Consider the following 24994-nt stretch of genomic DNA (forward strand, 5'->3'; position numbering starts at 1 on the left):
CGGATTTGGGAAAATTGATGGATGATCTGTCGAAAAAAAGAAACGTTTAAGAAGGTTCCGGGATGCTGAAAAAACAGTAACACTGAAAATAGCCGGATTTCGGATACATCGGCGAAGATTCTTGCGGAAAATGTGAAAGCAGTGTATTCTGTAAAAAAAGTCCGGAATACAGCGGAGAAAGGATATCGATATCAGACAGGGAGAAGACAGGATGAAAGAAGAAAGAATTTCCAACTATGTAAAACTATGTGAAGAGTGGGCACAACGCTTTTTGAAGATGGATCAGGCAGATCTGCATAAACGGGTGCCGGAACTGAAGGAAGAAAACGGGTTTCTCACGATCATTCATTTCGGAAGAAGATATGGGGTGAGTCTGGAAGACGGCAGTATCCGGAGCCTGGATGGACAGAGAGAACCGGATACTACGGAGATGCTGAATATTTATACGCTTTTGGGGTATGCGAAAGAGGGGGCTTTTATTATGGATAAGTGGGTCCCTTTTGCAGATCTCAGGAATGCAAGACCATTTGCGCCGGCGTATCAGATCGGAGAGACGGATGTGTTCAGTGCTACATTTTCCGGCCATGAAAAGGAATTGAGGGAGGCGTTTCAGAAGCTTGACGGCAGGGAACTGCCCCAGGGTGATGTGGGATATGAGATCAGGGCCTTTGACTGTATGCCTATGAGATTCTTTTTCTGGGAACGGGACGAGGAGTTTGAAGCACAGGGAAATATCCTGTTTGATTACAGTGCCACAGATTTCAATCATGTGGAGAGTGCGGTATCCATAGCAGATTCCGGAATCAAAAGGCTTGCGGAGCTTGCCGGGGTTCCGCTCAGGGGGAAATCTTTTCAGATGCGCTGATAACCGAAATATAATAAAACCAATATGAAAAATAAATAATACGAAAGATAATTGCAGTTATCAGAAAAATCGTATATAATGAAGGAATATTTAAGGATTTTGAGACAGTAACTGTCACGAAGGATCTATGAGAAATTTACGAATCCGGAGGTGATGCTCGTGGGGAAAAATGCATCGGGAATGTATGTCATAGATGAGGATTATAAGATTATCAGCTATAACCTGGCAGCACGTGAGATCTATCCGCAGCTGAAGAGGGGCGAGAAATGCTATCACTGTCTGAGAAACAGAGAAACTCCCTGTGAGATCTGTCCGGTCGTTAACGGGATCAAAGGTCCGAAGAATTATCTGGAACCGGGACGGAATATCCTGCGTTCGGTTGATGCTGTGGAGATTCCGCTGGAATCCGGCGGGACAGGACATGCCCTTGTTTTTTCGGATACAGAGACGAATGATGAGATCAGCAGCGGAATGATGGAGAATCCGATTCTTATGGGGATCATTAATGTTCTCGGAAAAAATTTTATCAATATCTACTCTGTTGACAGAGAGACTCATAAGGTCCAGGTATGCCGCTTCCAGGGGCAGAGTGGAGCTTATGGGGAGGAGGGACTTCGCAGGGATGAATCCTATGAGAAGATCATGGATATTTATATTGAGAGCAGTGTTGCGGCAGAGGACAGGATCCGGATGCATCAGATGATGGATTTTGAGAAGATATGCCAACGTCTTACAAGGATTCCCCAGTTGATGGTACATTATCGTGTACGCCGAAGCAACGGGAGGATTGAATATTTCTATGTGAAATGTGCCAGGGTAGGAACGGCTGAGGATTTTCAGACCGTGGTGTTTGCTTTTGCCAATGAGGATATGGATGTACGGTACAGTGAGATGGAGGCCATACTGGAACCAGGAGGAACAGCATCCGGAAGAAAACTTCTTATTGTAGTGAATGACGAGACGGATCGGAAAGCGCTTACAGAACATCTGGAGGGCAGTTTTGAGGTTATCTCTGCGATGAATGAAGCAGAGGGGATGAAGCGTCTGTCTGAGAATTACAAAACCCTTTCTGCAATTCTTCTTGATATGAGTGTGCCGGTATGTGATGAATTTCAGTTTCTGGAGCTGATCCGTGATGATGTGATGCTGACCTCTGTGCCTGTGATCATCATAACCGGAAGTAACCGGTTGGAGGATGAGGTGCGATGTCTGGAACTGGGAGCAGTGGATTTTGTACGGAAACCGTATAATGTCCGTATATTAAAAAGTAAGATCAACAATGTGATCAAGCTGAGAGAGTCCGTGATGGTACTCTCAGCTCTGGAATATGATGATCTTACAGGGCTTTATATCAGACAGGCCTTTTTCCATCATGCAAAGACGCTGATGCGCTTTAATACGAATCAGGATTTTCATGTGGTGGTGGCAGATATAAAGAACTTTAAATGGATCAACGGAACCTATGGAGAGAAGACCGGTGATCAGGTTCTTACCTATCTGGGAGATACGTATAGAAATCAGGTTCGCTACGGGACGGTGGGCAGATATGGAGGAGACCAGTTTGTAGCCATCATATATGGAAAGAAAGAGATCCGTATGGCAGATATGGAGAAATTTATCCACAGGGTCGAGAGCGGAGCGCCGATTCCTAATCTGGTGGTCAACTATGGGGTTTATGAGAATGTGGATAAGACACTGCCTTTTACCCTGATCTGTGACAGGGCTTTTCTGGCCATGAAGAGTATCCGGGATGACTATGAGCACCAGATCGCTTTTTATGATGATGAGATGAGACAGAGGCATATCCGTAACGGACAGATGGAGAATGCTTTCGTGGAGGCTATACGCAATGAAGAATTCGTAGTCTACCTGCAGCCGAAATACAGTGTGGAGACAGAAGAGATCGTTGGGGCGGAGGCACTGGTGCGCTGGAAGAGAGCGGAAGGAACTATGGTTTCGCCGGGAGAATTTATCCCTCTTTTTGAGAAGGATGGTCTGATCGTACGCCTTGATGAATATGTTTTCCGAAAGGTATGCAGCATCCAGGGGGAACGTATAAGATCAGGGAAAAAGATACTTCCGATTTCGGTGAATCTGTCACGTGCCAGTATCCATTACGATAATATGATCTGTCGTTATGTGAAGATCGTGGAAGAAAATGGCATTCCGTTTTCTTCTGTTCCCATTGAATTGACAGAAACTGCTGCGTTGTATAATGATCGGATCAGTAAGCTCATAGAGAAGATGGTGGATGCAGGATTCGAGCTGCATATGGATGATTTTGGCTCCGGCTATTCATCTATGACAAGCCTGAACCAGCTGCCATTCGATACTCTGAAGCTGGATAAAAGTCTGATCGATTACATAGAGAATTTTCGTGGGCAGCAGGTGATCCGTCATACCATTTCGCTGGCACACAGCCTTGGAATGAAGGTTCTTGCCGAGGGCGTGGAGAAAGCAAAACAGGTGGAGATCCTGCGAAGCCTGAGCTGCGATGAGATCCAGGGCTTTTATTATGCACGGCCTTTGCCGTGGGAAAACTTTGAAACAAAGGTTATAAGAGCAAAAGAGGCGTGTAAAAAATGAGAGATCATTTTTACACGCCCTTTTTACAGCTAATGCTTCCGGACCTGTTTTTCAATAAGATAAAGTGCAAAATACAGCAGCATGGCAATGATGCATAGGATCACAATGGACATCAGGACCCATGTAAGTCTGAATGTCTGGCTTCCGTAAATGATCAGGTATCCCAGGCCTTTTCGGGCACCGATAAATTCTCCGATGATCACGCCCACCAGGCAAAGCCCGATGTTGACCTTCATCACACTCAGGATAAGAGGAATGGAGGAGGGCAGGACGATCTTCAGAAGCTTTTCCTTTTTGTGTCCCCCCAGAGTTTCGATCAGCTTCAGCTTTTCCGGATCTGCCTGGCAGAAGCCGGAGTACAGATTGATAACGGAACCGAAGATGGCTACAGACATGCCGGCGACCACAATGGTACGTTCGTTGGCACCAAGCCATACGATCAGAAGAGGGGCCAGAGCAGATTTCGGGAGACTGTTCAGTACCACCAGGCATGGCTCCAGGATCCGTGCGATCCGTCGGGAGCACCAGAGAAGTACTGCGGTTCCTACGCCCAGGATCACAACAAAAAAGAAACTGACAAGAGTTTCTGCCAGTGTCACGGCAATATGTGCAAACAGGGACTGATCCCTGCACATGGAAAGAAAGGTCTCTGCGATCAGGGAAGGACTGCTGAAGATAAAGGAATCGATCCATCCAAGATCAGAGGATATTTCCCAAAGTCCCATAAACAGAACAAAAAGAAGTGTTCGTGCAGCCAGGATAATGTGTTTTTCTTTTTTCTGCCGTGCAAGATATTGTTTCTGCTGTCTGGAAATTTCAGGCATTTTCATTGAGCTCCTTCCATATGATGTTAAAATATTTCTTAAAATCCGGAGCATTTCTGGAGGAGAGGGGAGTGCGGTCGCTGATATCCAGATCGATATCAATGATCTTTCGTACAGTGGCAGGACGTGCAGAAAGGATCAGTACCCGGTCGGCCATACTGATGGCTTCGGAGATGTCATGAGTGACCAGGATCGCAGGCTTGCCGGAGCTTTTGAGGATTTTTCCGATATCATCACTGACATTTAAGCGTGTCTGGTAATCCAGTGCAGAAAAAGGTTCATCCAGAAGAAGGAGCTCCGGTTCCAGCACAAGGGTCCGGATCAGAGCGGCACGTTGGCGCATACCGCCGGAAAGCTGGGAAGGGCGGGCATCACGGAAACGGTCCAGACCGTAGGTCTGAAGAAGGGCTTCTGCATGTGCCAGCTTTTCAGGTGTGAGCTCTTTCCGGATCTCCAGGCCGAGAAGGATGTTTTTGTAGATGCTCCGCCATTCCAGAAGATGATCCTTCTGGAGCATATATCCTACAGCGGCACTGCCGGAGGATACCGGCCGGCCTCCCAGAGTAATGGAACCGTGTTCCGGAGTGAGCAGGCCGGCAATGAGATTCAGAAGAGTGGATTTTCCGCATCCGGAAGGTCCTACAATGGACAGGAATTCACCGGGCATCAGGTCAAAGGATATATGAGAAAGGGCGGGTGTCTCACCGGACAATGTGTGATAGGAGAGACACACGTCCCGCACTTTCAGGACAGGATTCATGGATGTTGCCTCCTTTTCGTAGATAATGGTATAATATTATCATATGTCTGAAACATGAGAAGGCCAATGGCAGAGAGCATACTTTGATGTCTGCCTGAAAACAGTCATAGAGAAAGGAATTACAAACATTGAACAAGAGAAACTACCAGAAAGAACTGGATAAACTGATTGAAAGAAACCAGAAAGAAGGGAAAACCCCCAGACTTTTTCTGCATGCCTGCTGTGCGCCATGCAGCAGCTATGTGATGGAATATCTGTCGCAGTATTTTGAGATCACGATATTTTTTTATAATCCCAATATCGCACCGGTGGAGGAATATTCACACCGCGTGGCTGAGATCCGCCGCCTGATCGGGGAGATGGAGTTTGTACATCCGGTAACGCTGGTGGAGGGACGGTATGACCCGAAGGAATTTTACGAGATGGCAAAAGGCCTGGAAGATGTTCCAGAAGGAGGAGAGAGGTGCTTTCGGTGTTACCGTCTGCGGATGGAAGAGGCGGCAAAACTGGCGAAGGAGGGCGGATATGATTATTTCACCACAACCTTAAGTATCAGTCCGCTGAAAAATGCACAGAAGATCAATGAGATTGGCGAGGAGCTGGCAGAAATCTATAAAGTGCCACATCTGACTTCGGATTTTAAGAAAAAGAATGGCTACAAGCGTTCTATTGAACTGTCTCATGAGCATGCTCTGTACCGGCAGAATTACTGCGGCTGTGTATTTTCAAAGAAAGAAGCCATGGACAGAGAACGGCTGGTTACTGAGAACCGAGTGAACAGTAACAACGGCTGAAGACAGCAAACGTATAATTATGAAAAACTTTGCATTTTTATAAAAATATGTTACACTAACACAGAAAAGTGCAGACGTCCGGGAGACGGAGCTCGTGTATGTCCGGAGAAGACAGTTCTGCCGCAAAAAAGAAAAGTGAGGAAGAATCAATATGGCACAGTTATGGGGAGGCCGTTTTACAAAAGAAACGGACAAGCTGGTTTACAATTTTAACGCATCCATTTCCTTTGATCAAAAATTTTACAGACAGGATATCCGTGGAAGCAAGGCACATGTTGCCATGCTTGCAAAACAGGGGATCCTGACAGAGGAAGAAAAGGAGCAGATCACAGAAGGACTGGACGGTATCCTTGCAGACGTGGAAGCAGGCAAGCTGGAGATCACAGCGGAGTATGAGGATATCCACAGCTTCGTGGAGGCAAACCTGATCGACCGTATCGGAGATGCCGGAAAGAAGCTTCACACAGGAAGAAGCCGTAATGACCAGGTAGCTCTGGATATGAAGCTTTATGTCCGCGACGAGATCGATGAGACAGATAAGGAGCTGAAGGACCTTCTTCTTGCCCTGCAGAAGATCATGGAAGAGAATGTTCACACCTACATGCCGGGATTTACCCACCTTCAGAAGGCACAGCCGGTAACTCTGGCACACCATGTAGGCGCATATTTTGAGATGTTCCGCAGAGACCGTGACAGACTTTTTGATATCCGTAAGAGAATGAATACCTGTCCGCTTGGAGCGGGAGCACTGGCAGGAACCACTTATCCGCTGGATCGTGCCTATACTGCAGAGCTTCTCGGCTTTGATGCACCAACCAGAAACAGTATGGATTCCGTATCTGACAGAGATTATGTCATCGAGCTTCTCAGTGCATTTTCTACGATCATGATGCATCTGAGCCGTTTTTCCGAGGAGATCATTCTGTGGAATTCCAATGAGTACCGTTTCGTTGAGATCGATGACGCATACAGCACAGGCAGCAGTATCATGCCGCAGAAGAAGAATCCGGATATCGCAGAGCTTGTCCGTGGAAAAACAGGCCGTGTTTACGGAGCGCTGACATCTATTCTCACAACCATGAAGGGAATCCCGCTTGCATACAACAAAGATATGCAGGAAGACAAGGAGCTGACCTTTGATGCCATTGACACCGTAAAGGGCTGTATCGCCCTGTTTACCGGCATGGTTTCCACTATGCAGTTCAACAAAGCCAACATGGAGGCAAGTGCAAAGAGAGGCTTTACAAACGCCACAGACGCAGCAGATTATCTGGTTAACCACGGTGTACCGTTCCGTGATGCTCATGGCATCGTCGGAAGACTGGTCCTTCTCTGTCTGGATAAGGGAATCTCTCTGGATGAGCTTCCGCTTTCCGAGTACAAAGAGATCAGTCCTGTGTTTGAGGAGGACATCTATGAAGCCATCAGTATGAAGACCTGCGTGGAAAAACGTGTGACTCTGGGAGCGCCGGGACCGGACGTGATGGAGCAGGTGATTGCTCAGAATAAAGAGTATCTTGAAAAAAATTAAGATAATGCTTGCATTTTAGGAAAAATTGGTATAGTATTTACAGAAAAGACAAATGTGTGCCATGGAGGGACACAAGATGAGGAGAGTTTTATTATGAGTGAAAAGCTTAAAGTCGGTATTTTAGGTGCAACTGGAATGGTTGGTCAGAGATTCATTTCTCTTCTGGAGAATCACCCGTGGTTTGAGGTGGTTACTGTAGCGGCAAGCCCGAGAAGCGCAGGCAAGACCTACGAGGAGGCTGTAGGCGGCAGATGGAAAATGGATACTCCGATGCCGGAGGCAGTAAAGAAGCTGGTTGTTATGGATATCCACGAGGTTGAGAAGGTTGCAGCTACGGTTGACTTTGTATTTTCCGCAGTTGATATGACTAAGGATGAGATCAAGGCGATCGAGGAAGAATATGCAAAGACAGAGACACCGGTTGTGTCCAACAACAGCGCACACCGCTGGACACCGGACGTTCCGATGGTAGTTCCGGAAATCAATCCGGAGCACTTCGAGGTTATCGAATTCCAGAAGAAACGTCTCGGAACAAAACGCGGCTTTGTAGCTGTTAAACCGAACTGCTCTATCCAGAGTTACGCTCCGGTACTTACCGCATGGAAAGAGTTCGAGCCGTATGAAGTAGTTGCCACTACATACCAGGCTATTTCCGGAGCAGGAAAAACCTTCAAGGACTGGCCGGAGATGGAGCACAACATCATTCCGTACATCGGTGGTGAGGAAGAGAAGAGTGAGAAGGAGCCGTTAAGACTCTGGGGCAAGATCGAGGACGGCGTGATCGTTCCAGCTACCACACCTGTCATCACATGCCAGTGTGTACGTGTTCCGGTCCTCAACGGACATACAGCAGCTGTATTCGTTAAATTCCGCAAGAAACCTACCAAAGAGCAGCTGATCCAGAAGCTGGTTGAGTTTAAGGGACTTCCGCAGGAGCTTGAGCTTCCAAGCGCTCCGAAGCAGTTCATCCAGTATCTTGAGGAGGACAACCGTCCGCAGGTACAGATGGATGTAAACTATGAGAATGGAATGGGAGTATCTGTAGGACGTCTTCGTGAGGATACTGTTTATGATTACAAGTTCATCGGACTTTCCCATAACACAGTAAGAGGTGCCGCAGGCGGAGCAGTTCTCTGTGCAGAAACTCTGAAAGCGAAAGGATATATCCAGGCTAAATAAGAACTGGATCCTTTACATGAAATAAAGAAAATCATCAGAAACGGGATATCGGTTTTTCCGGTGTCCTGTTTTTGCGTATGTGGAAGGAACAAAGGAGATATGCGCAGAAAAGTAATTACTACAGTTGTGACATTTTCCACAACCACGGCTGCCATGAAAATGGAAAGAACGGCCAAGGAATCTGAATTTCCGGGAAGGCTGATCCCGATCCCTTCAGAGATCAGTGCCCAGTGCGGACTGGCATGGAAATGCGTGGAGCAATCAGAGGAGGAAACAGAAAATTTCCTGAAAAAAAAGGAACTGGCCTGGGATGGCATCTATCGTGTTCTGGTATAAAACGGATATTGTTTGTTGTATGTAACAAAACGGAAATTTTTGAAAATTTTCGCATTTTTATTGTTAAATAATTAGTAAAGTGTTACAATATAACAAACAGATTTCCGGAAAGCGTGTTGCTGTGAACAAAGAAGCAGCAACAAAGTGCCACGCTTGCTAAAAATATGTGGAGGTGCTATTTATGAACAGGGAGGATGTAGAGAAACTGTCAACCGCTGCGAAGGGTAAGATAAACTTACTGAACAGCAATTTCGGAAAATACTTTATGCGGGCGATCATGGCCGGATTTTTTATTGATGTGGCGATGATCTACAGTAACGTTGTTGGAAATGTATTTTCCAAAACTTTCCCGGAATGGGGGAAATTCCTTGGAGCCATCGTGTTCTCCATTGCGGTCCTGTTGATCGTAATGGTAGGAGGAGAGCTGTTTACCGGTAACAATCTGGTAATGGCTTTTGGTGCGTATGACAAGAGCGTATCATGGAAAGATGTTGGAAAGGTCTGGGGAATCAGTTACATCGGCAATTTTGTGGGATGCCTGATCCTGGCGCTGATCTTTGTAGGTGCCGGAGCGTCCGGTACAGCAGATTATTTTGCAGGATTTATAAACGGAAAACTGAGTATTCCGGCAGGACAGATGTTTTTCCGTGCGGTACTTTGTAATTTCTTCGTCTGTCTTGCTGTTCTCTGCGGCATTAAGCTGAAGAGTGAGTCAGGCAAGTTCCTGATGATCGTGATCTGTATTTCAGGTTTCGTTGTCAGCGGATTTGAGCATTGTATTGCAAATATGGGTATTTTTACAGTTGCATTCTGTATGGTGCCAGGATTGTCTGTCGGCGCTATGCTTAAAAGCATGGTGATCGTAACACTGGGAAATATAGTTGGCGGAGCTGTGCTTCTGGCATGGCCGCTTAGAAAGATGAGTGCAGATAAATAGTATGGCAAAGGCTTTATACATAGCGGAGAAGCCCAGCGTGGCACAGGAATTTGCGAAGGCTTTGAAGATCAACGGTCAGAGAAAAGACGGATATCTGGAATCTGATGATTCTGTGGTAACCTGGTGTGTAGGACATCTGGTTACCATGAGCTATCCCGAAAAATATGATATCAAGTTTAAAAGGTGGAGTTTTGATACCCTGCCTTTTTTGCCGCGCGAATTCAAATATGAAGTGATCCCCGGGGTCAAAAAGCAGTTCGAGATCGTAAAAGGACTGCTGAACCGGCCGGATGTGGATACCATTTATGTGTGTACCGACTCCGGACGTGAGGGTGAATATATCTACCGTCTGGTAGCCCAGATGGCAGGAGTAAAGGGAAAAGTCCAGAAACGTGTGTGGATCGATTCCCAGACAGAGGAAGAGATCTTAAGAGGGATCCGTGAAGCGAAGGACATCTCGGAGTATGATAATCTGGCAGCGTCTGCGTATCTCCGCGCAAAGGAAGATTATCTTATGGGAATCAATTTTTCCAGAGTTCTGACCCTGCGCTACGGAAGCAGTGTCACCAATTATCTCCATTCCAAATATCAGGCTATTGCAGTTGGGCGTGTGATGACCTGTGTTCTTGGCATGGTGGTGCGGAGAGAACGGGAGATCCGTGTCTTTGTGAAGACACCCTTCTATCGTGTCCTTGGCAGTATTGGACTTGCAGGCGAAAATTTTGACGGTGAATGGAGAGCTGTGGAAGGCAGCCGGTATTTCCAGTCCCCGTATCTTTATAAAGAAAACGGCTTCAGGAAAAAAGAGCATGCACAGATGCTGATCGATCAGCTGATGGTGAACCAGCCCCTTTCCTGTATTGTGGAAAAGGTGGAACGAAAAAAAGAAAACAAAAATCCGCCGCTTCTTTTTAACTTGGCGGAGCTTCAGAATGTGTGCTCAAAGCTGTTTAAGATCAGTCCGGACGAGACACTCCGGATCGTACAGGAGCTTTATGAGAAGAAGCTGGTGACTTATCCGAGAACGGATGCCAGAGTTCTTTCCACGGCAGTGGCCAAGGAGATATACAAGAATATATCCGGTCTTCGAAATTATCAGCAGGCCGGTGCTGCGGCGGCAGAGGTTTTGGGGATGGAATCCTGGAAAAGCATTGCAAAGACCAGATATGTGAATGACAAGCAGATCACAGACCATTACGCGATCATTCCTACCGGTCAGGGACTGAACGCGCTGGGAAATGTGTCTCTTACCGCACAGCGTGTGTACGAGACCATTGTACGGAGATTTTTATGTATTTTTTATCCGCCGGCCGTTTATCAGAAGGTGAGTCTTGTGACGAAGCTGGACGGAGAGGCATTCTTTTCATCCTTTAAGGTTCTCAAAGAAGAAGGCTATCTGAAGATTGCCACGAATTCTTTTTCGCGGAAAAGGGCTTCAGACAGTGAGAAAAACGGAAATGGAGAGGAAGACGAGGCTTCCTGTGATACTGTGCTCCTGGAGGCGTTGCAGAAGCTGAAAAAGGGTGATATACTTCCTGTGAACGGTTTGAGTATCAAGGAGGGTGAGACTTCACCGCCCAAACGATACAATTCCGGTTCCATGATCCTTGCCATGGAAAATGCAGGACAGCTGATCGAGGATGAGGAGCTTCGAGCCCAGATCAAGGGAAGCGGGATCGGCACCAGTGCTACCCGTGCCGAGATCCTGAAGAAGCTTTTTAACATCAAATATCTGGCACTGAACAAAAAGACCCAGGTGATCACTCCAACGCTTCTTGGGGAAATGATCTTTGATGTGGTAAATTGTTCTATCCGGCAGCTTCTGAACCCGGAGCTTACGGCAAGCTGGGAAAAGGGGCTCACCTATGTGGCAGAGGGCAGCATCACGGAACAGGAATATATGGACAAGCTGGAGCATTTTGTGCGGGTACGTACCCGGCAGGTGGAGGCAAGCAATTATCAGTATAACCTGCGGCAGTTTTTTGATGCGGCCGCTGTAAACTACAGGAAGCCGGAGCGGGCTTCCGGACAGGGAGGAAAGAGATCATCATGATGAAAGATTTTACTATTAGCAATATGCTGGATCTGAATGAGACCATTGCAGCAGAGCTTTTTGAGGGAAAAACCTATCCGTGGGAGGTTCTTCCGGAGATCGGAGATTTCATTATTAAGCTGGGAAAAACACTGGATCCTTCTGAATATGAGGAGAAGGGCGAAAATGTATGGATCGCAAGATCCGCTACAGTTGCGCCGACTGCAAGTATCACCGGACCGGCTATCATTGGCAGAGACGCCGAGGTGCGCCACTGTGCATTTATCCGCGGCAAGGCTATCGTTGGTGAGGGCGCAGTTGTGGGAAATTCCACAGAGCTTAAGAATGCAGTGCTGTTTAACAAGGTTCAGGTTCCTCATTATAATTATGTTGGAGATGCTGTGCTGGGATATAAGTCCCACATGGGTGCCGGATCGATCTGTTCCAACGTAAAATCAGACAAGAAGCTGGTTGTCGTAAAAGACGGGGATGAAAAGATCGAAACCGGTCTTAAGAAATTCGGAGCGATGCTCGGAGATCATGTTGAAGTCGGATGCGGTTCTGTGCTGAATCCCGGTACTGTGATCGGACGGAATTCTAATATCTACCCGCTGTCACCGGTACGTGGATGTGTTCCTGCAGATTCCATTTATAAAAATGCAAAAGAGATCGTAAAGAAAAAATAAGAAACAGATTCTTCTGGACACGCATTTAGGCTGCACTTTTGAGAGAGTGCAGCTTTTTTTTGATGGGGTGCTGGATGCAACAGTATTGGTCGTGGAAGGATGAACCGACCGGGAGCGGGCGGGATTAAGATAAAAACAAAAGCTGTCGAAGTATGACCAGTCCTATAATATGGACTGGGTAAAACCAGTAAAAGAAATATTTTGCTGATTTTCCGCGGATGAAGCCTCTTTTTCCATTGTACAGGTTAATGGACAGAAAGGCAAAGGAGGCTCTCCATTCATAGTAAAGCCAGCAGCTTCCGAGGATTGCCTGGCCTGGCTTATCGTCTCGCATATAGTACATGATCAGCAGGAAGATATACCCCCGCCATCCATAGTCTGCTTTCAGAAAAATGGAAACAACAAGCAGTCCCAGGATGCAGAGAAGCTGCATCGAAGGTCTGGTCTGGAAATATTCGATGGCACAAAAGGCCAGATATCCGAGGAAAAGCGTAAAAAACACATTTTGTCTTTCGTAACGCAGCGTATTTGTAAACATCAGATTCCACGGAATTTCTGAGAGCAGCGCAAAAAGAAGGAGATTTCTTCCATAGAGGAACCGGCTCCGCGTATGCCGGAAGCCTTCCAGCAGGAGAAAACAGAAGATGGGAAAAGCAGCTCTTCCGATATCGCGGAAAATAAGATATACAGTATATTCTCTGCCGAAAAGTGTAAACAGGATTTTCTGTGCGGGCTGATACATACTGAGCAGCACAGCTCCGATATGATCGACCAGCATGGTGATGACCGCGATCATCTTCAGAGCGCTTCCGCTGAGAATGCGGTATTTTTCTGGAAAAACAGAATCCACAGATGCATTCATGAAAAATATACCTCCAAGGTTAAACTTGCTAATATATTATCACATACATACAGTAGTTGCCAGAAATATTTGACAGTTAGGCATGCAATACTGCCGGAATAACTACCAATATTATGCGTTTTATGGCAAAATTTTATCAAATATGACTGGACGAAACAAAGGTTTTGTGAGAAAATAGCCGTAGGGTGTTATCGAACTTTTTTTCTCAATAACATCGGTCAATCTATACTTGAAAGGAGTTTTAAAATGATTTATTCACGCGAAGTAGAAGAAATGTGTCCAGTGGCACAGGGCGTACATCATGGTGCCGCTCCGATCCCGGAAGAAGCAAAATGGGTTCAGGCAAAAGAAGTAAAGGATATCTCCGGATTTACACACGGTGTTGGCTGGTGTGCTCCGCAGCAGGGTGCTTGTAAGCTTTCCCTTAACGTTAAAGAGGGAATCATCCAGGAGGCACTTGTCGAGACAATCGGATGTTCAGGAATGACTCACTCTGCAGCTATGGCTTCTGAGATCCTTCCAGGACTTACCGTTATGGAGGCACTGAACACAGACCTTGTATGTGATGCAATCAATACAGCTATGAGAGAGCTTTTCCTTCAGATCGTTTACGGACGTTCCCAGTCTGCATTCTCCGAGGACGGACTTGCAGTAGGCGCTGGTCTTGAGGACCTTGGAAAAGGACTTCGTTCTCAGGTTGGTACAATGTATGGAACTCTGAAAAAAGGACCTCGTTACCTTGAGATGGCTGAGGGTTATGTTACAGGTATCGCTCTTGATGAGAACGATGAGATCATCGGATATCAGTTCGTAAGCCTTGGAAAAATGACTGACTTCATTAAGAAAGGTGATGACCCGAACACAGCATGGGAGAAAGCAAAAGGTCAGTACGGCCGTGTTGCAGATGCTGTTAAGATCATCGACCCAAGAAAAGAGTAATTACACTTCGTAAGGTAAAAATATCAGGAGGTTACAGGAAATGGCTTTATTTGAATCATATGAGAGACGAATTGACAAGATCAATTCTGTTTTAAACAGCTATGGAATCGCTTCTATCGAAGAAGCTGAGAAAATCACTAAAGACGCAGGACTGAACGTTTACGATCAGATCAAAGGCATTCAGCCGATCTGCTTCGAGAACGCTTGTTGGGCTTACACAGTAGGTGCAGCTATCGCGATCAAAAAAGGCTGCAGAAGAGCCGCTGACGCAGCAGCAGCTATCGGAGAAGGCCTTCAGGCTTTCTGTATCCCGGGATCCGTTGCAGACACACGTAAAGTAGGTCTTGGACATGGAAACCTTGGAAAGATGCTTCTTGAGGAAGAGACAGACTGCTTCTGCTTCCTTGCAGGACATGAGTCTTTCGCAGCAGCTGAGGGTGCGATCGGTATCGCAGAGAAAGCAAACAAGGTTCGTAAAAAACCTCTTCGTGTTATCCTGAACGGTCTTGGAAAAGATGCTGCTCAGATCATCTCCCGTATCAACGGCTTTACATATGTAGAGACAGAGTATGATCCATATAAGAACGAGGTTAAGGAAGTATTCCGTAAATCCTATTCTGAGGGACTTCGTGCAAAGGTTAACTGCTACGGCGCTAACAGCGTTCCGGAAGGTGTTGCGATCATGTGGAAAGAGGGCGTTGACGTTTCCATCACAGGAAACTCCACAAACCCGACTCGTTTCCAGCATCCGGTAGCAGGAACATACAAAAAAGAGTGCAACGAGAAAGGCAAAAAATACTTCTCCGTTGCTTCCGGCGGTGGTACAGGACGTACACTTCATCCGGACAACATGGCAGCAGGTCCTGCTTCCTACGGTATGACTGATACACTTGGACGTATGCATTCTGACGCTCAGTTCGCAGGATCTTCTTCCGTACCGGCTCACGTAGAGATGATGGGTCTTATCGGCGCTGGAAACAACCCGATGGTTGGTATGACAGTTGCTGTAGCTGTTTCCGTACAGGAAGCTGCTGACGCTGGCAAGTTCTGATTTCAGATAACGAAAAATAGTGGGAAAGGCTGTAAACCTTAGGGTTTATGGCCTTTTTCTTTTTGAATCGGAATAGAACAAAATATTTTCAAAAAGTGCGAAAAAACAGCAATAGCGAACACGTAGCTAACATTTTTGGGGAATTTATGAAATATTTTTTGGAGAAATTCATAAAATAAATCAAAGCGGCAGGGGAGATATTGAGAATATTTATGGAAGCGCTTGTGGATTATATTAAACCGGAATTGCTGATCACAGCGATCGCTTTGTATTTTATGGGGATCGCACTGAAGGAGGCTCAGGCTGTGAAGGACAAATATATTCCGCTGATACTGGGGTGTGCAGGGATCCTTATATGCGGAATTTATATTTTTGCTACCTGTTCCTGTAAAAATGCACAGGATATTGCAATGGCAGTATTTACATCCACGACACAGGGAGTCCTGGTGGCGGGGCTTTCTACATATGTGAACCAGCTGATCAAACAGCTGGAAAAAGATGAATAATGGATTTTGTAAGGTAGTTTCAGATACTTGCAGCAGCTGCAGGAATTTATGCGCCAGAAGAAAGCCGTTCAGAACAGGATGCAGGTAATTTGCGGAAATGCCATAATTGAGAGTAGGAGAAAATATATCATAAAAAGGAAGGATACATCATGCATGAGCAGATGTATCCTTCCTTTTTGAATTGGTTATTTATGCATTTTTCAGTGCCTGATCCAGATCTTTGATAATATCATCTACATTTTCGATACCAATGGAAAGACGGATCATTCCGGGAGAAACTCCTGCTTCAACCAGCTGCTCGTCGTTCATCTGACGGTGGGTATGGCTGGCTGGGTGAAGGACCATAGTGATGGAAGCAGCAACATGAGTTGCGATGGTGGCAAGCTTCAGACTGTCCATAAAACGGACTGCTGCATCACGGCCACCGGTCAGTTCAAAGGAGATAACGCCGCAGGTACGACCATCCTTCATATATTTCTGAGCCAGTGCGTGATATTTATCCTCTGGAAGTCCTGCATAATTTACATGAGAAACCTTTTCGTGTGCGTTCAGGTATTCTGCGATCTTCTGGGCATTGGAGCAATGGCGTTCAACACGCAGTGGAAGCGTTTCCAGGCCGAGGTTCAGAAGGAAGCAGTTCATCGGAGACGGAATAGAGCCCAGATCACGCATCAGCTGGGAAGTAGCCTTAGTGATGTAAGCTTTTTTTCCAAACTGCTTTGTATAGACAACACCGTGATAGGATTCATCCGGCTCTGTCAGACCGTGATATTTATGGCCATAGGCATCCCAGTCGAAGTTACCGCTGTCGACAATGGCGCCGCCTACCTGAACGGCATGCCCGTCCATATATTTGGTGGTGGAGTGGGTAACGATATCTGCACCCCACTCGAAGGGACGGCAGTTTACCGGTGTGGCAAAGGTGTTATCCACAATAAGAGGCACGCCGTTCTGGTGTGCAACGTGTGCAAATTTCTCGATGTCCAGGACGACCAGAGCCGGATTGGCGATAGTTTCTGCAAAGAGAACCTTTGTGTTCGGTTTAAATGCGGCAGCAATCTCTTCTTCTGTTGCATCGGTATCAACAAAGGTGCAGTCAATGCCAAGCTTCTTGAAGGTGACGGCAAGAAGGTTGAAGGTTCCTCCGTAAATGGTAGAAGCGGCAACAACGTGATCGCCTGCCTCACAGATATTAAATACTGCGTAGAAGTTGGCTGCCTGTCCGGAAGAAGTCAGGATCGCAGCAACACCGCCTTCCAGATCTGCGATCTTTGCAGCTACGGCATCGTTGGTCGGGTTCTGGAGACGGGTGTAAAAATATCCGTCTGCCTTCAGATCAAATAATTGGCCCATTTCGTCAGTGGTGTCATATTTGTAAGTAGTGCTCTGATAGACAGGAAGTGCACAGGGCTCGCCCTTGGATGGGGTATAGCCGGAGTGGATACATTTAGTCTCTAAATTATAGTCGCTCATAGGGATAAGTCCTTTCTGCTGTGTTTTTCGTATGAATTTAACCGAATCAGGGAAGCCTGCCTGCGTTTCAGGGATTTCTGAGAGAAGCTTTGATCCTTAAAGTTCGGTTAAATAAAGTATGAAAAATGCATTTGTGTATTTTAAATAAAACTACATATAAGTATAACTCTTTATGTGTTGAAATACAATAATATTCTACATAAACTCTACTAGGGTATAAGGGAAATGAAATATTGCGTTCTGGTGCACATAATAAAACGCTATATGATCAACGTTTATAATAAGCATAGTAAGTCATTTTATAGATGCGAAAATGTGAGTGAATGCCGAAAAAATACTGTAAAACAAACAAAATATGTGAATGAAGTAACAAATAGTGAAAACCGCATAAAAACAAAATGGAAATTTTGTACAAAAAAGATATCGCATTCACGTGCACAAAAATGGTAATAAATCCGCCGTGGCTGAATGGTCGTGGAAAAGCGGCATTGCCTGCGTTTCCATGTTTGGTTTTCCGGAAAAGATGGGTAAGCAGGCACCGGAAGCAAGAGAGCGGATTGAGAGAGAACTGCTGGGGAAATGATCGGGTGATCGCGGCAGATCAGAAAGAAAACTGCAATAAATGAGCAGCTGACAGTACGCAGAACGGTGAATAAGACTGATAAAATAATGAATGTGTGCAGAAACACGGTTTCCAGGATGAAAGTTTCATTGTGGAAACCGTGTTTTTTGATGTCTTTCTTTACAAAAAAAACTTTACACATATCAAACAACTGTCTTGTCACATGTAAAGGACTGTGGTATTATGTGTAAGATGTTTTGAAAAAAGTTACATGATAATAAAAAAAGCAGATCAGAAGCATCTGCATAATAAAGACTAGTACAGCGAAAATTAAGTTTCTGCTATATTGACGCAGCAGATGAAAAATCAGACAAGTCAATATGGCGGTTACTTAATATTCGCTGTACTAGAAAGCAAAAGCAGGAACTCAAAAAAGAAATCCTGCAGGAAAGGTGAAAGATAATGACAGTTGTAGAAGAAATCCAGAAATTAAAAAAAGAAAAAGATGCCATCATCCTTGCACACTACTACGTGCGTCCTGAAGTGCAGGATGTAGCTGACTATATAGGAGATTCCTTTTATCTCAGCAAGATCGCAGCCAGCGCGAAAGAGAAGACGATCGTGTTCTGTGGAGTAGGATTTATGGGAGAGAGCGCCAAGATCTTAAGTCCGGATAAAACTGTTCTGATGCCTGCCATGGATGCAGACTGTCCGATGGCTCATATGGCAACAGAAGAAGGCATCCGCAAGGTGCGAGAGGAATATGACGATGTGGCAGTTGTCTGTTACATTAATTCCACAGCAGCATTGAAGGAGCTTTCTGATGTATGTGTTACTTCCGCAAATGCAGTAAAGATCGTAAAAGCGCTTCCGAACAAAAACATCTTTTTTATCCCGGACAGAAATCTTGCACATTTTATTGCAGAACAGGTTCCTGAGAAGAACTTTATTTATAACGAAGGTTTCTGTATTGTCCATGAATTTATGGATCCGGAAGAAGTAAAAGCAGCAAAAGAAGCGCACCCGGATGCACTGGTTCTGGCACATCCGGAATGTCCGCAGACAGTTCTGAAACAGGCTGATTACATCGGAAGCACATCCGGAATCATTAAATATGCACAGGAAAGTGACAATAAAGAGTTTATCATCTGCACAGAATGTGGCGTTCAGTACAAGCTGGAAACTACCTGCCCGGATAAAAAATTCTACTTCACAGAAACCGTACCGGTCTGCAAAAACATGAAAAAAGTATTTCTGGAAAAAGTTCTCCACGTTCTGAAAACCGGGGAGAATGAGGTTCATGTAACAGACGAGACACGTGAAAACGCGAAGAGACCGCTGGAGCGGATGCTGGAACTGGCAAAATAAATAAAACACATTTGTATAAAAGATTTGTCTAAGTTGGATGAAAAGAGAAATCAGGACAGAGAGGCGAAAAGCAATGAGAATTAAAACAGACGTAGTGATCGTGGGAACAGGTGTTGCAGGTATGTTCAGCGCCTTGAAGCTTCCGCGGGACAAAAAGATCGTGATTATCACAAAAGAGGATATGAGGAGCAGTGATTCTTTCCTGGCCCAGGGCGGGATCTGTGTGCTCCGTGATGAAAACGATTACGACAGCTATTTTGAAGACACCATGAAGGCAGGACATTACGAAAACAGAAAAGAGTCGGTAGACATTATGATCCGAGGCTCCAGAGACATCATTAATGATCTTGTCGGATATGGCGTGGATTTCAAGATGGATGGAGATGATTTTGCCTATACAAGAGAAGGTGCACATTCCAGACCGAGGATCCTTTATCATGAGGATATCACAGGAAAAGAAATTTCCGAAAAACTGCTCCAGCAGGTCCTGAAGCTTGAAAATGTAACAATTCTGGAATATACTACCATGCGGGATATTCTTGTGGAAAATGGCAAATGTACAGGTCTGAAGGCAGTTTCCGCAGAAGCGAACAGGGCACGTCTTGAAGCTATGGAAGCCGAAGAAGCGGTGAAGACCCAGGAAGAGATCCAGCCGGGCGGAGAGATCCCGGTAGAGATTTATGCACAGGATACGATCCTGGCCAGCGGCGGGATCGGAGGAAGATATGAGCATTCCACCAACTATCCACATCTCACAGGTGACGCCCTTGATATTGCGAAAAAACATAATGTGCGTCTGGAACATCTGGATTATGTGCAGATTCATCCGACAACGCTGTACTCCAAGAGACCAGGCCGAAGATTTCTGATCTCAGAGTCGGTCCGCGGAGAAGGCGCAGTACTTTATAACAGCAAAAAAGAGCGTTTTGTCAATGAACTTCTTCCAAGAGATGTAGTAACAAATGCGATCCTGGAAGAAATGAAAAAAGAAGGAACAGACCATGTATGGCTTTCCATGGAAAATATTGATAAAGATACGATCCTGAATCATTTTCCGAATATTTATCAGAGGTGTCTGGAAGAAGGCTATGATGTGACAAAAGAATGCATCCCTGTTGTTCCTGCTCAGCATTATTTCATGGGCGGTATCTGGGTGGATTCTGACAGCAAGACCAGCATGGACCAGCTTTATGCAGTGGGAGAAACCAGCTGCAACGGTGTACATGGCGCGAACAGACTGGCAAGTAATTCCCTGCTGGAGAGCCTTGTATTTGCAAAACGTGCAGCCAAAGCAATCTCAGCAGAAAAGAAAAGTGCTGCAGGTGCGGCATAAATGCAGCCGGAATATAAATATCCGTATTATGAAAGACAGGAGCAGCCTTGCTTTGGAGAACAGGGCTACTGTGATAATTAAGAAAGAGAAGGGATTGTAAAATGAATAAGATCACAATGACACTTCAGGTAGATCACCTGATCCTGGAGGCTTTAAAGGAAGATATTTCAAGCGAAGACGTTACCACAAACTCTGTTATGAAAGAAGCAGTTCCGGGAGAGGTAGATCTGATCTGTAAAGAGGATGGAATCATTGCGGGACTGGAAATCTTCAGCCGTGTATTTACGCTTCTGGATGCTGACACAAAAGTGGAGCTGTTCTGCAAGGACGGCGATGAAGTAAAAAAAGGTCAGAAAATGGGAAAAGTTACAGGAGATATCCGGGTGCTTCTTTCCGGCGAGCGTGTGGCACTGAATTATCTTCAGAGAATGAGCGGGATCGCAACCTATACACATTCGGTTGCGTCACTTCTTGAAGGAACAGGGATCACATTGCTGGATACCAGAAAAACGACGCCGAATATGCGTATTTTTGAGAAATATGCTGTTCGTGTAGGCGGCGGACAGAACCACAGATATAATCTTTCAGACGGAGTTCTTTTGAAAGACAATCACATCGGAGCAGCAGGAAGCGTTGCGAATGCTGTAAAAATGGCGCAGGAGTACGCTCCTTTTGTCCGCAAGATCGAAGTTGAGGTAGAAACTCTTGATCAGGTAAAAGAAGCTGTTGAGGCCGGCGCAGATATCATCATGCTTGATAATATGACTCCGGAGATGATGAAAGAAGCGGTGCAGCTGATCGGCGGAAGAGCCAAAACTGAATGTTCTGGAAATGTTACAAAAGAAAACATTGCAAAGATCAGGGATGTTGGTGTAGACTATGTATCAAGTGGTGCATTAACGCATTCTGCACCGATCCTTGATATTTCGCTTAAGAATCTTCATCCGCTTTCCTGAAAAATGCAGGATTTTACAGAATACCGAGTGCTGTGACAGGAAATACCCCGAATATCAGAAAAGAAGCGTGAATTGCCGGAAGCAGAGGCATAGCAGGTGATGTCGGGCCGGGGTGGAGAGATCGCGAGAATGAAGGAGAGAGGTATCGGAACAAAAAGTACAGGCACAGCCAGGAAAGGGGAACTTAAATGACTGGTTCAGAACGCAGGACAGCGATCATGGATCAAATTAAAAACAGTGAACGGCCGGTCTCAGGAAGTGCTTTGGCCAGAACATTTCAGGTCAGCAGACAGGTGATCGTGCAGGATATTGCGCTGATACGCGCGGAGGGAAATGATGTGATCTCCACCAACAGAGGATATATTTTTACTGCTCCCCATACTGTGAGCCGGATATTCAAGGTGCATCATACAGATGCGGATCTGGAGAACGAGCTCTGCGGGATTGTGGATCTCGGCGGAAAAGTGATCAATGTAATGGTGAATCACAGAGTTTACGGGCATATCGAGGCAGAACTGAATATCAGCTCCAGGCGCCAGGTTGAGAATTTTATGGAGGATATCCGAAGCGGCAAGTCCAGTCCTCTGAAGAATATCACATCGGATTATCATTATCATAAAGTAGAAGCAGAATCCGAGGAAATCCTGGATATGATTCAGGATATGCTGAAACGACGAGGATTTCTGATCGAAGCAGAATAGCAGAAGTCAGATACAAAAAGAAAAGATATACAGAATGAGAAAATTCTGTTAATATAAAAATATAGTGATCACGAAAATAGGAGAAGGAATCCTGCATGGCAGGGTTCCTTCTTGCACCCTGCGGAAATGTGCACCTTGTGGAAATGTGCAGACAGGGAAAACAGGATGCAGATATGAGGGTGAGAAAAAATATGGCTTGATATGCATGGAGGGGGAAATGGATTATCAGAGTATGTTTACATTTATGCTGGAGATGGCAGGAACTATTGCGTTTGCTGCTTCCGGAGCTATGGTGGGGGCGCAGAGAGGAATGGATATTTTCGGGGTCTGCGTTCTTGGAGTGGTGACTGCAGTGGGCGGAGGAGCTACCAGGGATATTATCCTGGGAATCGTGCCGCCGGGAATGTTTCAGGATCCGCTGTATACCATTGTGGCAACCGTGACGTCCTGTATTGTTTTTGCAGTGATGTACTGGAAGCAGGAGCTTTTGGAAGGCGGGAACCGGCTGGTCTATGATAAGGTGATGCTGGTGATGGATACGGTTGGCCTTGGTGTGTTTACTGTCATGGGGGTTGATAAGGGGATTTCCCAGGGGTATATGGAAAGAACATTTTTTCTTGTATTTCTTGGGACTGTCACAGGAGTTGGAGGCGGCCTTATCCGTGATATGATGGCAGGAGTACCGCCATATATTTTTGTGCGCCATATTTATGCCTGTGCGTCTATTGTAGGGGCCATTGCCTGTGTTTGGATATACAGGCTGTGGGGCGGAGTGCCGGCCATGGTGATCGGAACGGTAGTAGTGATCCTGATCCGGTACCTGGCGGCACATTACCGGTGGAATCTGCCGAGACTGAGAAGAGAATAAAAAAATATGAAAGGGGCTGTCGCACTAACGTGCGGCAGCTCATTTTATATTCAACACAAAACGCCGGACTTCGAAAAGCCCGGCGCTTGTGGTATAATTAGTTTATGCTACTAAACAAAATAATACAGAGAGATTATACCTCATTTTCTCTGTATTATCAAATCAAACTTCCGCTAGATTTAGAGATTTCTATTCCATCTGATGATCCGGTTCGTCTGGTAAGTGCCTTTGTGGAGGAAATGGACCTTTCTGAACTGTATAAAACTTACGGCAGGATCAGAAAAAATCAGGCAACACCGCGTCAGATTCTGAAACTTGTTATCTATGCAGCAATGAATCGGATCTATTCAAGCCGCGATATCAGAAAAGCATGTAAACGGGATATCAACTTCATGTATCTCCTGGAAGGTATGCCGGCTCCTGACCATGCAACGATCGCGCGTTTTATCTCCCTTCACTTTTCTGTCTGTGCAAAGACGTTGCTTGCACAAATGTCAGATCTGCTCTATCTTTTGGGTGAGATTTCGGGGAAGACCATTTTTATTGATGGCACAAAGATCGAATCTGCGGCCAATAAGTATACATTTGTATGGAAAAAGGCTATTACAAAAAATCAGGCCCGGTTATACACGAAACTGTCTTCTTTTGTGGCTGAATGTGAAGAACTCTATGGAATGAAAACGGTATATCATGATAGTATATCCATACACACCTTAAAGCGGTTAAAAAAGCAGTTATGCCGCATCAAAATACAGGAAGAAATCGTGTTTGTACATGGAACCGGCCGGAGAAAAACACAGTTACAGAAATCTCTGGAACAACTGGATTGGTATCTGGAGAAACTAAAGGAATATACGAAAAAACTGTATACGCTTGGGGACAGAAACAGTTATTCCAAAACAGATCCCGATGCCACCTTCATGAGAATGAAAGAGGACGCGATGCTGAACGGACAGTTAAAGCCTGCGTATAACATTCAGCATGGAGTGGATTCAGAATACATCACATGGATTGATATCAGCCCGCGCCCCACCGATACACGTACCCTGATTCCTTTTTTGAAAGATATGGAGAGCTACCTGGGATTTAAGTATTCAGAAATTGTTGCAGATGCCGGGTACGAAAGTGAAGAAAACTATCTTTTCATTGAAAGCAACGGACAGACTGCCTACATAAAGCCACAGAACTATGAGATCTCAAAGACACGAAAATACAAAAAGGACATTAGCAGAAGGGAAAATATGGAGTATCATGCGGACAGGGACAGTTACATCTGCCGGAATGGAAGAGAACTGACTGTCACAAATGAACGGAGAAGTAAAACGACGAGTGGATATGTCAGTATAAAAACTTATTACAGATGTTCAGACTGTACTGGCTGTCCTTATAAAACAGAATGTATCAAAGGGAACAACTGCAAAACGCCTATGGAAAAACGCAATAAAGTGTTGATGGTCTCAAAGACGATGAGCCAGAAGCGTGCAGAAGATCTGGAACGGATCACGAGTGAGTATGGGACTATGCTCCGGATGAACCGAAGTATTCAGGCGGAAGGTTCTTTTGCTGATGTGAAAGAAGACATGAACTTTCGGAGATATCTGTACCGTGGAAAGGTAAATGCCTTGGCAGAAAGTATCCTTTTAGCGATGGGGCGAAATATCAATAAACTTCATTGTAAGATTCAGACAGGAAGGACGGGAAGTCACCTTTTTGCATTAAAAAAGGCATAGATTTTGATAATTGAAAATAAAACAGTTTGAAATAAGGCATGCTGAAAGGGATGCTTAGGGACGAACTGCGCTTGTAAAGAATGGCATCAAAATGGTAATCAATTTCGATGCCATT

At 45.4% G+C, this 24994-nt stretch carries 22 protein-coding genes and 1 pseudogene; 19 read left to right on the forward strand and 4 right to left on the reverse strand.

The window, feature by feature from the left end:
* The first annotated feature begins 211 nt into the window (after window positions 1-211).
* Together GPK58_RS08605 and GPK58_RS08610 are read left to right on the forward strand one after the other, a co-directional pair.
* On the forward strand, window positions 212-865 hold the full coding sequence (locus GPK58_RS08605; RefSeq protein ID WP_015525717.1) for a DUF3786 domain-containing protein: 654 nt from the start codon (window positions 212-214) through the stop codon (window positions 863-865).
* Window positions 866-1024: 159 nt separating this feature from the next.
* A complete protein-coding gene (locus GPK58_RS08610) occupies window positions 1025-3451 on the forward strand; it encodes a putative bifunctional diguanylate cyclase/phosphodiesterase (protein ID WP_330627231.1) in 2427 nt (808 codons plus the stop codon).
* A gap of 29 nt (window positions 3452-3480) precedes the next feature.
* Here the strand turns inward: GPK58_RS08610 and GPK58_RS08615 are convergent, their stop codons facing one another.
* Window positions 3481-4275, reverse strand: a complete 795-nt coding sequence (locus tag GPK58_RS08615; RefSeq protein WP_215638545.1) for an ABC transporter permease — start codon at window positions 4273-4275, stop codon at window positions 3481-3483.
* Window positions 4268-5035 carry an ABC transporter ATP-binding protein gene (locus GPK58_RS08620; RefSeq protein ID WP_092069257.1) on the reverse strand — a complete coding sequence of 256 codons (768 nt, stop codon included), beginning with the start codon at window positions 5033-5035 and terminating at the stop codon, window positions 4268-4270. The genes GPK58_RS08615 and GPK58_RS08620 overlap by 8 nt, the downstream gene beginning before the upstream one ends.
* Window positions 5036-5163: 128 nt before the next feature.
* On the opposite strand from GPK58_RS08620, the gene GPK58_RS08625 reads away from it, so the two are divergent.
* From GPK58_RS08625 to GPK58_RS08655, 7 genes are all read left to right on the forward strand, one after another.
* A complete protein-coding gene (locus GPK58_RS08625) occupies window positions 5164-5829 on the forward strand; it encodes an epoxyqueuosine reductase QueH (RefSeq protein WP_059086312.1) in 666 nt (221 codons plus the stop codon).
* A gap of 151 nt (window positions 5830-5980) precedes the next feature.
* The gene (gene argH, locus GPK58_RS08630; RefSeq protein ID WP_015525719.1) at window positions 5981-7360 is read left to right on the forward strand and encodes an argininosuccinate lyase; all 1380 of its coding nucleotides are present in this window, start codon (window positions 5981-5983) and stop codon (window positions 7358-7360) included.
* A 93-nt stretch (window positions 7361-7453) separates the two neighbouring features.
* Window positions 7454-8539 carry an aspartate-semialdehyde dehydrogenase gene (gene asd / locus GPK58_RS08635; RefSeq protein WP_015525720.1) on the forward strand — a complete coding sequence of 362 codons (1086 nt, stop codon included), beginning with the start codon at window positions 7454-7456 and terminating at the stop codon, window positions 8537-8539.
* A 99-nt stretch (window positions 8540-8638) separates the two neighbouring features.
* Window positions 8639-8875 carry a DUF3343 domain-containing protein gene (locus GPK58_RS08640; protein WP_015525721.1) on the forward strand — a complete coding sequence of 79 codons (237 nt, stop codon included), beginning with the start codon at window positions 8639-8641 and terminating at the stop codon, window positions 8873-8875.
* A gap of 181 nt (window positions 8876-9056) precedes the next feature.
* Window positions 9057-9812 (forward strand): formate/nitrite transporter family protein, encoded by a 756-nt coding sequence (locus GPK58_RS08645; RefSeq protein ID WP_015525722.1) that lies wholly within the window; start codon window positions 9057-9059, stop codon window positions 9810-9812.
* A 1-nt stretch (window position 9813) separates the two neighbouring features.
* Window positions 9814-11865, forward strand: coding sequence for a DNA topoisomerase (locus GPK58_RS08650; protein ID WP_215638509.1), 2052 nt, complete (start codon window positions 9814-9816; stop codon window positions 11863-11865).
* Window positions 11862-12530: a transferase gene (locus tag GPK58_RS08655; RefSeq protein WP_021651109.1), complete on the forward strand. Its 669-nt coding sequence runs from the start codon at window positions 11862-11864 to the stop codon at window positions 12528-12530. The genes GPK58_RS08650 and GPK58_RS08655 overlap by 4 nt, the downstream gene beginning before the upstream one ends.
* 124 nt (window positions 12531-12654) lie before the next feature.
* Here the strand turns inward: GPK58_RS08655 and GPK58_RS08660 are convergent, their stop codons facing one another.
* On the reverse strand, window positions 12655-13392 hold the full coding sequence (locus GPK58_RS08660) for a TraX family protein (RefSeq protein ID WP_215638510.1): 738 nt from the start codon (window positions 13390-13392) through the stop codon (window positions 12655-12657).
* Between the two features lie 246 nt (window positions 13393-13638).
* Here GPK58_RS08660 and GPK58_RS08665 point away from each other — a divergent pair, with 246 nt between their 5' ends.
* The 3 genes from GPK58_RS08665 to GPK58_RS08675 all read left to right on the forward strand — a co-directional run bounded on the left by GPK58_RS08665 (window position 13639) and on the right by GPK58_RS08675 (window position 15888).
* Window positions 13639-14331 carry an iron-sulfur cluster assembly scaffold protein gene (locus GPK58_RS08665; protein WP_015525726.1) on the forward strand — a complete coding sequence of 231 codons (693 nt, stop codon included), beginning with the start codon at window positions 13639-13641 and terminating at the stop codon, window positions 14329-14331.
* A 40-nt stretch (window positions 14332-14371) separates the two neighbouring features.
* Window positions 14372-15382 (forward strand): GGGtGRT protein, encoded by a 1011-nt coding sequence (locus GPK58_RS08670; RefSeq protein WP_015525727.1) that lies wholly within the window; start codon window positions 14372-14374, stop codon window positions 15380-15382.
* Window positions 15383-15594: 212 nt separating this feature from the next.
* Entirely contained in the window at window positions 15595-15888 is a 294-nt protein-coding gene (locus GPK58_RS08675; RefSeq protein ID WP_015525728.1) for a phage holin family protein, read from the forward strand.
* A gap of 189 nt (window positions 15889-16077) precedes the next feature.
* Here the strand turns inward: GPK58_RS08675 and GPK58_RS08680 are convergent, their stop codons facing one another.
* Window positions 16078-17361, reverse strand: a complete 1284-nt coding sequence (locus GPK58_RS08680; RefSeq protein ID WP_118752456.1) for an O-acetylhomoserine aminocarboxypropyltransferase/cysteine synthase family protein — start codon at window positions 17359-17361, stop codon at window positions 16078-16080.
* 487 nt (window positions 17362-17848) lie between these two features.
* Between GPK58_RS08680 and GPK58_RS13425 the strand changes: the two are divergent.
* The 7 genes and pseudogenes from GPK58_RS13425 to GPK58_RS08710 all read left to right on the forward strand — a co-directional run.
* Window positions 17849-17944 (forward strand): annotated as a pseudogene (locus GPK58_RS13425) (sugar phosphate isomerase/epimerase); the annotation flags it as partial.
* Between the two features lie 441 nt (window positions 17945-18385).
* The gene (nadA, locus tag GPK58_RS08685) at window positions 18386-19291 is read left to right on the forward strand and encodes a quinolinate synthase NadA (RefSeq protein WP_215638511.1); all 906 of its coding nucleotides are present in this window, start codon (window positions 18386-18388) and stop codon (window positions 19289-19291) included.
* 73 nt (window positions 19292-19364) lie between these two features.
* A complete protein-coding gene (locus GPK58_RS08690) occupies window positions 19365-20624 on the forward strand; it encodes an FAD-binding protein (RefSeq protein WP_215638512.1) in 1260 nt (419 codons plus the stop codon).
* Between the two features lie 101 nt (window positions 20625-20725).
* The gene (gene nadC, locus GPK58_RS08695) at window positions 20726-21580 is read left to right on the forward strand and encodes a carboxylating nicotinate-nucleotide diphosphorylase (protein WP_021651122.1); all 855 of its coding nucleotides are present in this window, start codon (window positions 20726-20728) and stop codon (window positions 21578-21580) included.
* Window positions 21581-21768: 188 nt separating this feature from the next.
* Window positions 21769-22281, forward strand: coding sequence for a transcription repressor NadR (locus GPK58_RS08700; protein WP_021651124.1), 513 nt, complete (start codon window positions 21769-21771; stop codon window positions 22279-22281).
* Window positions 22282-22498: 217 nt separating this feature from the next.
* Window positions 22499-23149 (forward strand): trimeric intracellular cation channel family protein, encoded by a 651-nt coding sequence (locus GPK58_RS08705; RefSeq protein WP_022426741.1) that lies wholly within the window; start codon window positions 22499-22501, stop codon window positions 23147-23149.
* 104 nt (window positions 23150-23253) lie between these two features.
* Window positions 23254-24879, forward strand: coding sequence for an IS1182 family transposase (locus GPK58_RS08710; RefSeq protein ID WP_215638513.1), 1626 nt, complete (start codon window positions 23254-23256; stop codon window positions 24877-24879).
* Window positions 24880-24994 lie beyond the last annotated feature (115 nt).

It is taken from the genome of Blautia sp. MCC270, from assembly GCF_018785605.1.
Taxonomy (GTDB): Bacteria; Bacillota; Clostridia; order Lachnospirales; family Lachnospiraceae; genus Blautia_A; species Blautia_A fusiformis.